This is a genomic window from Aliiroseovarius sp. PrR006 (genome assembly GCF_010500215.1).
In the GTDB taxonomy this organism is placed as follows: Bacteria; Pseudomonadota; Alphaproteobacteria; order Rhodobacterales; family Rhodobacteraceae; genus Aliiroseovarius.
Genome location: NZ_JAAGOY010000007.1, coordinates 1,010,778 through 1,024,216, shown reverse-complemented (window position 1 = coordinate 1,024,216; position 13,439 = coordinate 1,010,778). Strand labels below are relative to the sequence as shown.

11 protein-coding genes are annotated in these 13,439 nt (G+C 58.4%); 4 read left to right on the top strand and 7 right to left on the bottom strand.

From position 1 onward, the window contains the following. The 6 genes from G0Q00_RS13475 to cysQ all read right to left on the bottom strand — a co-directional run bounded on the left by G0Q00_RS13475 (window position 1) and on the right by cysQ (window position 6,592). Window positions 1-1,701 carry a beta-1,6-N-acetylglucosaminyltransferase gene (locus G0Q00_RS13475; protein WP_163040140.1) on the bottom strand — a complete coding sequence of 567 codons (1,701 nt, stop codon included), beginning with the start codon at window positions 1,699-1,701 and terminating at the stop codon, window positions 1-3. Then, on the bottom strand, window positions 1,698-2,708 hold the full coding sequence (locus G0Q00_RS13470; RefSeq protein ID WP_163040138.1) for a glycosyltransferase family 2 protein: 1,011 nt from the start codon (window positions 2,706-2,708) through the stop codon (window positions 1,698-1,700). Before G0Q00_RS13470 ends, G0Q00_RS13475 begins: the two co-directional genes overlap by 4 nt. Before the next feature lie 139 nt (window positions 2,709-2,847). Then, window positions 2,848-3,843: a glycosyltransferase family 2 protein gene (locus G0Q00_RS13465; RefSeq protein WP_163040136.1), complete on the bottom strand. Its 996-nt coding sequence runs from the start codon at window positions 3,841-3,843 to the stop codon at window positions 2,848-2,850. A 45-nt stretch (window positions 3,844-3,888) separates the two neighbouring features. Continuing rightward, complete coding sequence (gene galU / locus G0Q00_RS13460) at window positions 3,889-4,782, bottom strand: UTP--glucose-1-phosphate uridylyltransferase GalU (RefSeq protein WP_163040134.1); 894 nt, start codon at window positions 4,780-4,782, stop codon at window positions 3,889-3,891. 202 nt (window positions 4,783-4,984) lie between these two features. After that, window positions 4,985-5,788: a 3-deoxy-manno-octulosonate cytidylyltransferase gene (locus G0Q00_RS13455; protein WP_163040132.1), complete on the bottom strand. Its 804-nt coding sequence runs from the start codon at window positions 5,786-5,788 to the stop codon at window positions 4,985-4,987. A gap of 6 nt (window positions 5,789-5,794) precedes the next feature. Continuing rightward, window positions 5,795-6,592 carry a 3'(2'),5'-bisphosphate nucleotidase CysQ gene (gene cysQ / locus G0Q00_RS13450; RefSeq protein WP_163040130.1) on the bottom strand — a complete coding sequence of 266 codons (798 nt, stop codon included), beginning with the start codon at window positions 6,590-6,592 and terminating at the stop codon, window positions 5,795-5,797. Between the two features lie 130 nt (window positions 6,593-6,722). On the opposite strand from cysQ, the gene G0Q00_RS13445 reads away from it, so the two are divergent. The 4 genes from G0Q00_RS13445 (at window position 6,723) to radC (ending at window position 11,785) form a co-directional block, all read left to right on the top strand. After that, window positions 6,723-7,544 carry an ABC transporter permease gene (locus tag G0Q00_RS13445; RefSeq protein ID WP_163040128.1) on the top strand — a complete coding sequence of 274 codons (822 nt, stop codon included), beginning with the start codon at window positions 6,723-6,725 and terminating at the stop codon, window positions 7,542-7,544. 236 nt (window positions 7,545-7,780) lie between these two features. Next, complete coding sequence (gene dnaK / locus G0Q00_RS13440; RefSeq protein WP_163040126.1) at window positions 7,781-9,697, top strand: molecular chaperone DnaK; 1,917 nt, start codon at window positions 7,781-7,783, stop codon at window positions 9,695-9,697. A gap of 64 nt (window positions 9,698-9,761) precedes the next feature. After that, the gene (dnaJ, locus tag G0Q00_RS13435; RefSeq protein ID WP_163040124.1) at window positions 9,762-10,901 is read left to right on the top strand and encodes a molecular chaperone DnaJ; all 1,140 of its coding nucleotides are present in this window, start codon (window positions 9,762-9,764) and stop codon (window positions 10,899-10,901) included. A 110-nt stretch (window positions 10,902-11,011) separates the two neighbouring features. Next, window positions 11,012-11,785, top strand: a complete 774-nt coding sequence (radC, locus tag G0Q00_RS13430; protein ID WP_163040122.1) for a DNA repair protein RadC — start codon at window positions 11,012-11,014, stop codon at window positions 11,783-11,785. 3 nt (window positions 11,786-11,788) lie between these two features. On the opposite strand, the gene G0Q00_RS13425 is transcribed toward radC, so the two are convergent. Next, window positions 11,789-13,366 carry a phosphate ABC transporter substrate-binding/OmpA family protein gene (locus G0Q00_RS13425; RefSeq protein WP_370458573.1) on the bottom strand — a complete coding sequence of 526 codons (1,578 nt, stop codon included), beginning with the start codon at window positions 13,364-13,366 and terminating at the stop codon, window positions 11,789-11,791. Window positions 13,367-13,439: the final 73 nt, after the last annotated feature.

The window sequence follows — 13,439 nt, the reverse complement described above, 5'->3', positions numbered from 1 at the left end:
TTACTTAGTCACCAAATAGGGCGTGGCGCGCTCGGCCTGAGGGGGCTCGGGCGCATAGTCGGTTGGAAAATCACCCGCAAGATGCAGATGCATCCCCTGGTTCTTCAGATTTTGCAAAAACTCTCCGAACCCGCCCAGATGCACCATCTCGGGCGGGGCAGTCAGCTTGGGGCGGTCGCGGGCGGCCAACTGATCCACAACATCCTGTAGCGGTTCGATCGGGTTTCGGACAAAGTTGGACAGGGTCTGGATTTTGACGCGCGCGCGGCAGTGATCAGACCGAAGGACGCTTAGAAACGCGCTTTCCGTCTTTTGCAGGCGCGCAGCCGTGCGGCGAATGTCGGCAAATCGGCCTTCGGACAGGAAAAGCGGCACCGCCCACGCCCCCGAAATGACATGGATCCGCGCATTGGCGTCGCGCGCGATGTTCCACGTGATGTCCTGCGTGTCTGCCGGGCCGAACTGGAAACACTGCCGATCCCCCCGCGTGTTCCAGATCAGGTTGGTCAAAAACGCCGTGCTATCATAGTCACGCAACGCCGCCGAGGACGACAGCGCCCCGAAATACTCGGCCCCACCACCTGCAAAATGCGCGCTATCGGGCGCAAACAGATGCCCATGCACCCGCACTTTGCCAAAGCTGGACAGCCAAGGCTCGAAGCCACGGAACATCTCGGTGAAGCCCTGCAACACGACATAGGGTTCTGCCGTCACCCTGTTGCCCCAGCGCTGGTGCGGAAAACGGCTTTGCATCAACAGACCGGGCCGCCCCTTGGTGCGGCGATCAACCGCCTTGGCGAAGATTCGGTCGATCTCGCCGGGGTTGGGCTCGGCCCCAGCGCTAAAACTGGGCGCGTCCGACAGGAAGCTGTCGTAAAGCCGATCCGCATGGGGCCAGATTTTCCGCGCCAAAAAGCAGTCCGAACGCCGGAGAAGCTGCAGGTGATCATCATAGAACACATGCGGTTTTCCCTGATAGTCAAACTTCGACAGGGTCAGGGAGCGGCTTTCGATTTTGTTCGAATGCTGGCGGGATAGGGTCTGATAATAGCTTTCATCCGGGATCCAGACCCGGCGGAAATAGGCATCATTCACCGAACGCCGTGGATCGTTCAGGATGGCCAACAGCGTGTGCCGCGTCAGGCACCACCACTGACTGCCCAGATGCGGCGAGATCCCCAATGGAATGCGGCGCTTATACCCAACCCGGCGCTGAAACCGCACATAGCCATCAAACAGACGACGCCGGCGCTTCCACGAGAACGGAAACCGCAGCGTGAAGCGTTCGGTGTTCAATCCGCCGATGGCCCAGGGGACATCCTCGGTCGTGACGCTTTCGATGAAATCGGTGGTGGGCCGGTCACGCAGGTAATCCGTCAGCTCGGCCACCGGACGCAGAGGCAGACAGCTGCCCGAGGCCAAAAGCACGTGCTGCACATCGGGGAACCGTTCCAACATCAGCTCGGCCGCGGCTTGACTAGCGGCCACAAGCGACCAAGTCCCCCACTCGCAACGGTGCCGATCGCAGAACAGCACATTGTCCCTATCCGCCAAGCTTTTAACGAAGCGGTCATAGGTGTCGCGGTCTACGCGTTGGTCGACATGCAGCACCACGGGGCAGCCGTGATCGGACCAATGGCGCGCCAGTTGGGTCGCGCGGTGCAGAGCATCGTGCACGATCATGACGACGCCCAAGCTCATGCCCAGTTCCCCTTAGACATCAGGCCCAATACCTCAAGCTGTCGCCAGTTGATGTATTCTTCGCTCCACTCACACCAAAGGACCGGATCATCCGCCATTCGCGTGTTATAGGCGCGATATTCGTGGCTGTTGGCATAGTGCTGGCGGCGTTGCAGCTCTTCCTTCGACTTTGCCTCGAACGTGTCAAGAAACTTGGCGTGCAGCAAGCAGCCCGAGGCTTTCTCGCCCCCGGATGCGTCGTAAACAAGGTTCAAACCGCGCGGTAAAAGCGTGTGGGTCGAGCTGACATAGGCATAGGACCGCCGCCATTTCACCAAGGGGATCTTGTTCAGGGCCGGGGCGCGTTCTGGGTTGTCGTCAAAGAAGACGCGGGCGCGCACGCCGCCTTGGATCCATAGGTTCCGGAACTGGCTATTCTTGCGAATGGTGTAGTTGCCGCTGTCGAACCAGCGCGTGATCTCAAGCGGGTTCTGACCGGCCTGATAGGGTTCGGCCCCAATCGGTCCTTCGGGATACATATCCATCAGCATCGCGCCGAAGCTTCTGATCTCGCTTGCGTCCAGCCAATCGGTCAGGGCGCGCAAGGGGCGCGTGTCGCAGAACGGATAGACAAAAAACTCGTCCGTATCGACGGTCAGGCACCAGTGGTCATGCCCGTACTTGCGCTGCAGCCAGTTCAACCAGTCCACGCCAAACTTCGCACGCTTATAGCTGGCCTGCGTGGTCCACAGCGACACATCATCCTGCTGCGCCAGATATTCCCGCGACCCATCATCCGAGCCGTTATCCACGATCAGAAAGTGATTAACACCCAAGTCTCTGTAATATTTCAGGAAATAGGGCAGGCGGACCAGCTCGTTGCGCAGGGTTGTGAAGACAAGGATGTCTGCGGGCGCAATCTGTGCGGTGCGGTTCTTCACCGCCGACAGCTCGTGCCGTTTGCGAAACCCACGGATCAGGTGGCGCTTGCGCTTGAGCCTAAGGCGATATGACGTCAAAGCGCCCAAATCTTGTCCTGTCCGTTAATGCCTGTATCAGGTGGCGCGCTTCTGCCCGTGGCTGGCACAAAGCGCGGTCCACCTTTGCTTTTATATCTAATTTCTAAACGTCTTCCATACATCGCGCAAATCCCTTCACGCGATGGTGTTAGTCGGTCCAGCCTCCTGTCGACATCAAACCCAGTCGGGTCAGCTGCTGCCAGTCTTCGAAACGGCACGCATCGGGGTGCCACAGATCGGGCGCATCTCCGATAGCGTCGTAGTAGGCGTCAAACTGATCAGGCTGCCCGAAATGCTCGCGCCGGGACTTTTCTTCCCCAGACCGTTCCAGAACGCCGGGCAAAAACTTGGTATGAAGCAGAACGCCAGACAGGGTGTCTGCGCCGTTGACTGCGGGCGGGCCATCCCATTCGTGGTTCAAACGCGGCGGCAGGATCGAATGGGTCGAGTTTGCATAAGCATAGCGGCGCGACCACTTGACCAAGGGCAGCTTGTTCAGGGTCGGGCCACGTGTTGGGTTCTTTGGAAAGAACACCCGTTCACGCGCGCCACCCTGAAGCCATAGATTTTGCATCGGCGCCTGCCGAACCGCGCGATAGGGGCCATCATCGAACCACGGCAGCGCCGCGATGGGGTCGTCCACTGCGTCTGCCGCACCCAGCGGCCCTTTGGAATAGAGGTCCAGCATCAACGCACCCAGCGCCTGTGCACCCCTTGCCTCGAGCCTCTGCGCCAGAGCGGGCAGGGGGCGTTTGTCGTGATGCGGATAGATCAACAACTCGTCTACATCGACTGTCAGGCACCAATGCCCGTGCCCATAGCGAAACTGCAGCCACGTCAGCCAATCCACCCCGAACCGCGCGGATTTGTAACTGGCATCGGTGCTCCACAGGGATACATCGGGCTGCTGGGTCAGATACTCGGCGCTGCCATCCGTGCAATCATTCGCCACAATCAGGAAGTGCCCAACCCCAAGTCGGCGATAATGGGACAGAAAGAAGGGCAGGCGCTGCATTTCGTTACGCAGCACGACAAAGGCCAGAACCTGATCTTTCTGGATCAGGTTCGTATGGTCACTAACTGGGGTCAGCTGCCGCCGAGACCGGATCGACCGCCACAAAAGACGTCGACGTTTCAAACGCATCCGATACCGCGAAATCAGACCGGACACGCCCCTCGTCACGCAGGATTACTCGGCAGCTTTGTTCTGGGCCACGAGATCGTGCAGATAGCCGATAAACTCGTCCCGCAGTTCTTCTCGGGCCATGCCGAAGGCCACGGTGGCCTGCAGGAACCCGGCCTTCGAGCCACAATCGAAGCGTTGGCCGCGGAAGCGATAGCCAAACACATCACGTCCCTGTTCCAGTTCGTTTGCGATGGCATCGGTCAGCTGAATTTCCCCACCGGCACCGGTTTGCTTGCGGTCCAAACTTTTCAGAACATCCGGGGTCAGGATGTAGCGGCCAATCACGGCAAGGTTCGACGGGGCTTCGTCAATCGAGGGTTTCTCGACCATGCCGCGGGTCGATACCAGATCGCCCATGTCCTCTTTCACGTCCAGCACACCATAAGCGCTGGCCTTTTCAGGCGGGACTTCCATCGCGGCAACCATGCAGCCGCCGGTGTTTTCATAAGCCTCGACCATCTGCTGCAAGCAGGGCTTTTCGGCAGCAATCACGTCATCGGGCAGGATCACGGCGAAGGGTTCGTCCGCGATCAGGCGACGGGCACACCAGACCGCGTGGCCCAGCCCCAGCGCCTTGTGCTGGCGCATATAGGCGATAGCACCAGATTTCATATTGGTGTCTTTCAGGATCTCAAGAAGCTGGTCCTTGCCCTTCTTGCGCAGCTCGCGCTCCAGCACGGGCGCGTTGTCGAAATAATCTTCCAGCGCGCCTTTGCCGCGCGAGGTCACAAAAATGAACTCCTTGATGCCAGCAGCGCGGGCTTCGTCAATAGCGTATTGGATCAAGGGCCGGTCAACCAGCGTCATGATCTCTTTCGGGATGGATTTCGTCGCGGGAAGGAAACGGGTTCCCAGTCCAGCCACGGGAAAAACCGCTTTGGTAACCTTACGCTGCATAAACTTCACCTTTGTACTAATCGCGGTAAATTCTTCGAGTTTCCACCGTCCGGTGAGTGGTCGACGGCATCACGTCAAAGTTACGCTTACTTGTTCATTCTCTAATTTATAAATTTGAAAACATCATGTCTTTCTCCAACTATTTTACAGCAAGGCGGATTTTTTCTCGAATCTATTCCAAAATCACAGCGCGGTCGAAGCATTACGCAATGCCAAGCTCCTGCAAAATGGCCTCGATCCGTGGGACATCTTCGGGGTTGTTCAGCTCCCAGAACTGGCGGGAACGGGCGTCGACTTCAACACACTGAAGGGGTTTCTCGCGCTCTAGAAAGCGCAGCTGCTCCAACCCTTCCAGCTGCTCCAATGGCCCCGCCGACCACAGCGGATAAGCGGCAAGTGCTGACGGGCGGTAGGCATAGACGCCGACATGGTGAAACACCGGCGTCTGGTCATGATCGGACCAGCCATTGCCCTGCGTATACGGGATCACCTCTTTCGAAAAATAGAGCGCGTGCCCTTCCGCCCCGAACACCGCCGTCGTCCCGCCGACACGTCCCGCCTTGCGGTCTTCCAGAAAGCCGTTCAGCGCACGGCCATCGCAGCGTAGAACCGGCGTTGCCACCTCGGCAGTCGGGTGGGTTTCCAGCGCAGCAACCAGCTCTTCCACGAACCATGGAGGCGTCAGGGGGGCATCGCCCTGCAAATTGACGATGACATCGAAATCTTCGCCCAGCGCGGTCAGGGCTTCGGCGCAGCGCTCGGTCCCGTTTTCGCAGGTGTCCGAGGTCATCACGACCTCGGCCCCAAAGCCTTCCGCCTCGTCCCGGATGCGGTCATCATCCGTGGCCACCACAACCCGATCCACGCCGCACACGGCTTTTGCGGCCTCCCAACTGCGGTGGATTAGGGTCTTATTTTGCCCGGTTGCCCCCCGCAGCGGCGCAAGCGCCTTGCCCGGATATCGGGTCGAGGCATAGCGCGCCGGGATGACAATCAGCGTCGCCATGCGGGGTCAGGCTTTCTTCAGGTCGACACCCGGCGCGTAGGCGATGAAGAACGGGTTCTCATAGATCGGTTTGCCATAGGTCAGCGGTGTATGATCGTCGAACCGAACCACATCACCACCCGCACCTTTCAGAACGGCGTGTCCGGCAGCTGTGTCCCATTCCATCGTGCGGCCCACGCGGGGATACAGATCCGCCTCGCCGGTGGCGACAAGACAGAATTTCAAAGAGCTACCCGCCGATTTACTGTCTTTCACACTGTACTTGTTGATGTAATCCTCGGTCGCCTGATCGCGGTGCGATTTCGAAGCGACGATGAACAGAGCGTCATTGTCCGGTGTCGAGACGTTAATCGGCGACAACACGCCCACGGTGTCTTTTGCGAACGGACCTTGCTCCTCCACGCTTTCGCCACCCGCGCGGGTGAAGAACATGCGGCCCTTGGCGGGGGCGTAGACCACGCCACGTACAGGGCTTCCGTCTTTGACATAAGCGATGTTTACGGTGAAATCGCCGCGGCGGTGAATGAACTCTTTCGTGCCGTCCAGAGGGTCCACGATCAGGAATTCGCTGGCCTGTTCGCTGTGGCTGTCGGCTTGTTCTTCAGTCACCAACAACACATCCGGGAAGGCCGCACGCAAACCGGCTGAAATCAGGGCATCTGCAGCTTCATCAGCCGCCGTTACGGGGCTGTCGTCCGACTTGGCGCGCACATCGAAATCGTCCGAGTTGTAGATCTCCATGATCACGTCACCCGCTTCCAAGGCCAGCGTGCGCATAACAGTTTCCAGACGCTCAAAATCCAAGACGGAACTCCTTAAATACGGCCAGATACGGCCTTGTTGATAACATTTTGCACCCCCCTTATGATCAACCAGTAAAGGATCAGCAAGAAATCCCTGTTAAAAGCACTGCATAACCGTTCAAGGTAGCGCCATGTTCGAGGCAAAGAAGAGATATTCACGGCTGTCGGCAGCGTTTTCCATGCTCGAGGTCATCTTCCACATGACCGCGCACAACGTTCGCAGTACGCATACAAATGCCTTTATGGCGATTGCGATCAACATGATTCAGATAATGATCATGTTGGCTGTTTTTTATCTTATGTTCTCGGTACTCGGACTGCGCGGGGCGGCTTTGAGGGGCGATTTCCTGCTGTATCTTCTGTCGGGCATCTTCGTTTTCATTACGAACATCAAAGCGATGAGCGCCGTGGCCGGAGCATCCAGCCCGACAGACCCGATGATGCAACACACGCCAATGAATACGTTTGTGGCCATGGTCTCGTCAGCTTTAGGGTCGCTCTACCTTCAAATTCTGACGATCAGCCTTGTTCTGGCAGTCTATCACATGGGCTTCACACCCATCACGATTGACCAGCCGGTCGGAGCAGTTCTTATGCTCCTGTTGGCGTGGTTCAACGGTGTGTCGATTGGTGTGGTTTTTCTTGCTCTGAAACCGTGGTTCCCGCAGTTCACCAACATTGCAAAAACGGTTTATATGCGCGCAAACATGATCGCGTCGGGCAAGATGTTCGTGGCCAACGCGCTTCCGTTCTACATGATTTCAATGTTCAACTGGAACCCTCTGTTCCATATCGTCGACCAGACGCGCGGGTTCACGTTTGTGAACTACAATCCGCACTACACCAACTGGATGTATCCGTTGATATGCTCTCTTGTGATTGTCCTTGTGGGCTTGATGGGCGAAAGCTATTCCCGTCGACATGTTTCCGCCAGCTGGGCGGCGCGTCAGTAATCACAATTACACGCTTTCTATGGGTCTGATCGGCGAAAAGAACGCGAAACCTCAAATTGACTCGGCTTTTTTGACCCAATAGGGGCACGCGACCGCTTGCAGGCCCCATTTTGCCTACTTATATACGCCGAGACGCCGGAGATGGATTGCTCCTGAACCGGTAAAAATTTGGGATCCGGGGCCGATGCTTTGCAAGGTCGGTCCTGACAACATCGCCTATAGAGAGGATATTACGCATGGCCAAAGTCATCGGTATCGACCTCGGCACCACCAACTCGTGTGTTGCCATCATGGACGGCTCGCAGCCGCGAGTCATCGAAAACGCAGAAGGTGCGCGTACCACGCCTTCGATCGTCGCCTTCAAAGATGAAGAGCGACTGGTAGGCCAGCCGGCCAAACGTCAGGCTGTCACCAACCCCGACAACACTGTCTTCGCCGTGAAGCGCCTGATCGGCCGCAACATGAACGACCCGGCTGTTGAAAAAGACAAGAAGCTGGTTCCCTACGCAATCGTAGATGGCGGCAACGGCGACGCATGGGTTGAAGCTGCTGGCGAAAAGTATTCGCCCTCGCAGATCTCGGCCTTCATTCTGGGCAAGATGAAAGAAACGGCAGAAAGCTATCTGGGTGAAGACGTCACTCAGGCCGTGATCACCGTGCCCGCGTATTTCAACGACGCTCAGCGTCAGGCCACCAAAGACGCCGGCAAGATTGCTGGCCTTGAAGTGCTGCGCATCATCAACGAGCCGACCGCAGCCGCACTGGCCTATGGTCTGGACAAAGAAGAGACCCAAACCATCGCAGTTTATGACCTTGGTGGCGGTACCTTCGACGTAACCATTCTGGAAATCGACGACGGCCTGTTCGAAGTGAAATCGACCAACGGCGACACGTTCCTTGGTGGTGAAGACTTCGATATGCGTATCGTCCAGTATCTGGTCGACACCTTCAAAAAGGAAAACCAGGTCGATCTGTCGAAAGACAAGATGGCTCTGCAGCGCCTGAAAGAAGCCGCTGAGAAAGCCAAGATCGAACTGTCGAGCGCCTCGCAGACCGAAATCAACCAGCCCTTCATCTCGATGGGTTCGGATGGTGCACCGCTGCACATGGTCATGAAGCTGACCCGCGCCAAGCTGGAAAGCCTTGTGTCGGACCTGATCAAACGTTCGATCAAACCGTGTCAGGCTGCTCTGAAAGACGCTGGTCTGTCGACTGGCGACATTGACGAAGTGGTTCTGGTTGGCGGTATGACCCGCATGCCGAAAGTGATCGAAGAGGTCACCAAATTCTTCGGTAAAGAGCCCCACAAAGGTGTGAACCCGGACGAAGTGGTTGCCATGGGTGCTGCCATTCAAGCCGGTGTTCTGCAGGGCGACGTCAAAGACGTTGTTCTTCTGGACGTCACCCCGCTGTCGCTGGGTATCGAAACGCTGGGTGGCGTGTTCACCCGCCTGATCGACCGCAACACGACGATCCCGACCAAGAAGTCGCAGATCTTCTCGACCGCGGAAGACAACCAGAACGCTGTGACCCTGCGCGTGTTCCAAGGTGAACGTGAAATGGCTGCGGACAACAAGATCCTGGGTCAGTTCAACCTGGAAGACATTCCGCCCGCACCGCGTGGCCTGCCTCAGATCGAGGTGACCTTCGACATCGACGCCAACGGCATCGTTGAAGTGGGCGCCAAGGACAAAGGTACCGGCAAAGAGCAGAAAATCACCATCCAAGCTTCGGGTGGCCTCTCGGATGAGGACATCGAAAGCATGGTGAAAGACGCCGAAGCCAACGCCGAGGCCGATAAAGAGCGTAAAGAGCTTGTCGAAGCCCGCAACCAGGCCGAAAGCCTGATCCACTCGACCGAGAAGTCGATGGAAGAGCACAACGACAAGGTCGACCCGACCACGATCGAAGCCATCGAGCTGGCAATCGCCGCGCTGAAGGACGATCTGGCCAAGGACGACGCGTCGGCTGACAAGATCAAAGGCGGCGTTCAGAACGTGACCGAAGCGGCCATGAAACTGGGCGAAGCGATCTATAAGTCGCAGCAGGAAGAAGCTGCTGGCGAAGCTCCGGAAGAAGCAGACGGCCCCTCGGCCGTGGACGATGACATCGTCGATGCCGATTTCGAAGACCTCGACGATAGCAAACGCTAAGTCGCTTAGGTGAATGGCGGGGCGGCCACGCTGCCCTGCCTCCCTCCCAAGTGGAGACGACCCCATGGCAAAACGTGACTACTATGAGGTTCTTGGCGCTTCGAAAGGTGCTTCGGCGGACGAGCTGAAGAAAGCCTATCGCAAGAAAGCCAAAGAGCTTCATCCAGACCGGAATTCCGACAATCCCGACGCCGAGTCTCAGTTCAAAGAAGTGAACGAGGCTTACGACGTTCTGAAGGATGCCGAAAAGAAAGCCGCTTATGACCGCTTTGGCCACGCCGCTTTCGAGGGCGGTATGGGCGGACGTCCCGGCGGCGGCCATCATGGCCAAGGCGACTTCTCCAGCGCGTTTTCGGATGTGTTTGACGATCTGTTCGGCGACTTCATGGGCGGACGTGGCGGTGGCCGCGCGCGCGCGCAACGTGGATCGGACCTGCGTTATAACCTGCGTGTGACGCTGGAAGAAGCATTCTCGGGACTGCAGAAAACCATCAACGTGCCGACTTCGGTCGCCTGTGATGAATGCAGTGGCACCGGATCAGAATCCGGGTCCGAACCGACCATGTGTCCTACCTGTCAGGGCATGGGCAAAGTGCGTGCGCAGCAAGGTTTCTTTACTGTCGAGCGCGCCTGTCCGACCTGTCAGGGCACCGGTCAGATGATCCAGAACCCTTGCAATTCCTGCCACGGGGCAGGGCGCAAGGAAAAGGAACGCTCGCTGTCGGTAAACATCCCTGCCGGTGTTGAGACCGGCACCCGAATTCGTCTGTCTGGCGAAGGCGAGGCTGGCATGCGCGGTGGGCCTTCGGGCGACCTGTACATCTTCATCGAAGTGGCCGACCACGCCATTTTCGACCGCGAAGGAACGCATCTGCACTGCCGCGTTCCGGTCTCGATGACCGCTGCTTCGCTGGGCGGCGATATCGAGGTTCCGACCATCGACGGCGGCCGTTCTCGCGTGAAAATCCCGGCAGGCAGCCAATCGGGCCGTCAGATGCGTCTGCGCTCGAAAGGCATGCCCGGTCTGCGCGGTGGGCCAAACGGTGACATGTATATCGAGCTTGCGGTGGAAACGCCGGTCAACCTGACCTCGCAGCAGAAAGAGCTGCTGCGCGAGTTCGAGAAACTGTCGGAAGAGAACAACCCTGAAAGCTCGAACTTCTTTACGAAGGTCCGAAGCTTCTGGGACAGCATGAAGGGCTAATCGCCCTAATCAGAAAACCAAGCGCCCCGGTGTTGCACAAACGCCGGGGCGCTTTTCGTTTCTGAGGCGCGTTAACCGTTCATTCACCAGATTCGGGACAAGCTGTCCCAATGACCGACCAGCGAGACTTCCACTTCGCAGAGATGCCGCAAAGCCTGTTCGACACGGACGAGGCACCAGCGACACCCATTGCGATGAAGGCTGGGAAGCTGCCGTCCTATATCAAGGACCATCGGCAACGGCTGCGCGCGCGGTTTAACGAAGGTGGGGCGCAAGCAATGCCGGACTACGAACTGTTGGAGCTCTTGCTGTTCCGTTCAATCCCCCGGCGCGACGTGAAACCCATCGCGCGGGAACTTCTGGACACGTTCGGCGACTTCAACCGCGTGGTTACGGCACCCGCCGATCGGTTGCGCACGGTGTCAGGCATCGGGGAATCCGTCATCACCGACCTGAAGATCATCGAAGCTGCGGCGCATCGCATGGCGCGCTCTAAGGTGATGCAGCGGCAGGTTATTTCCAGCTGGGACGCGGTGCTGGACTATTGCCACACCACCATGGCACATCGCGACACAGAACAATTCCGCGTGCTGTTTCTGGACCGTAAGAACGTGCTGATCGCGGATGAGGAACAGGCGAAAGGCACCGTAGATCATGTGCCTGTATACCCGCGCGAGGTTGTAAAACGGGCGCTGGAACTGAATGCCTCGGCGTTGATCTTGGTGCACAACCACCCGTCCGGGGATCCGACGCCATCGGAAAGCGATATCCAGATGACGGCACAGGTGAATGACGCGGCGAAGGCGTTGGGAATTTCGCTGCACGATCATCTGATCATCGGTAAATCAACCGAGCTGAGCTTTCGGTCCGAGGGCTATCTGTAACCCTCAGTCCACCCAGATCTCGACCCGGCGGTTCACACTGCGGCCCCACGCGCTGTCGTCACAGGCCATCGGCATCGCTTCACCAAAGGCGTCGATCCGCATCTCGACACGAGACAAGTCGAAGGCCTCAAGCTGCGCCAGAACCTGATCCCGCACGGCACGCGCGCGGCGTTCGGACAGTTTTCGGTTCTGTTCGGCTGCGCCCTGCCCATCAGAAAAACCGATGAAAGACAAGCGCTTACCGTCAAAATACCCGCTTTCCAGCGCCTCGGCGAGCAAGGCCACGTTCGACCGCGAGGGCGCATCCAAATGGGTCGAGCCGCCCTCGAAACGGAAGCTGATCGACAGCCGCTCGGACCCGGTCAGGGTGGTGATCATGCGCTGAAGCTCGTCCAGCGCGACCTCGTCCCCGCCTGCAGTGATCGCATTGGCCATCCGATCCCCCTGCGCACGCAGCGGCTGTCGGGTCAGTGCCTGATCCACAAAGCCCGCACGACGGGTCACGAATTGCGCACTATCAGTGCGCAGATAGCTCATAAACTCGCGCCCGATCTGGGGCAGGCGGCGTTCCGGAAGGTACAGGAACATCGGCATGGTCAGGGGATAGTCCTCGGACTTGATCGACGCGCGCGACGCATGGACCGAGAAGCCGCAACGCCCCGAAAGCTCGACCACTTCCCCACTGCCGCGCTGCGTATAGGTCGTCATCGCGATGCCATAGGGATCACGCGCAATCGCGTCGGCAAGGGTACGGCTGGTCGGATGGATCACCACGCGGTCGGACAGGGTGACCCCCTGCGCCGAAATGACATCCTGCATGAAGACGGGGCCGAACCCCTCTTCCACATCCATCATGTAAGGCGTGATTGGCGCATCCTCGCCCCCCAGCTCGGACCAGTTCTTGATCTTTCCCGCATAGATCGCCGCCAGTTGCGAGATCGAAATCCTGGTTACCGGATTACCCGGCGCCACGATGGGCACCAACGCATCCAGCGCCGCCACCCGGCTTTGACGTGCCATCCGCAGATCACCCAACCCGGCATCCCGCGCCAGCGTCCGCTCGCGGATGGTGGCTTGGCGCATCGACAGGACCATATCGGCCTGCTGGCTGAGGAGGTCAGCAAAGCCTTCCGAGCTGGTGGTCAGCTTGATGGTAAAGCGCGCGACCTCTTGCCCGCTGCCACCTTCCAAAAGCGTATAGAGCGTGCCAACCCCTTGAATATCCTCGCGTTTCAGGGCGTACCCGTTGCGCAGGGCAAAGCCCTCGACCAGCGCGGGGAACAGGACGGCACCCATGTTATGTGCCCCCGATATCGTCAATTCAGCCACGAACGGGCCAAGGCTGGGACAGCCCGGTCCTTCGCAGCTAACGCCCGAGCTGTCGACGGTCAGGATGCCGAACTCGGTATCGACGCGATAGAACTCGCCATCGAAGGTCAAAAGATAGCCGGTCAGCTCGATGGATCCATCGCGCGAGGTCAGGGTCACGTCCTGCGCTTGGGCCACAGAACTGCCGATCAGCGTAATCGCGCAGATTGCAGCCAGAAGGCGCACAAGGATATCAGGTAGAAATCGAGTCACACGGGGACCATAGATATTTCCGCGCCCAACGCCAGAGGCTCTGTTCGTGAAGGTTGATTTTCCAAGGGGCGGC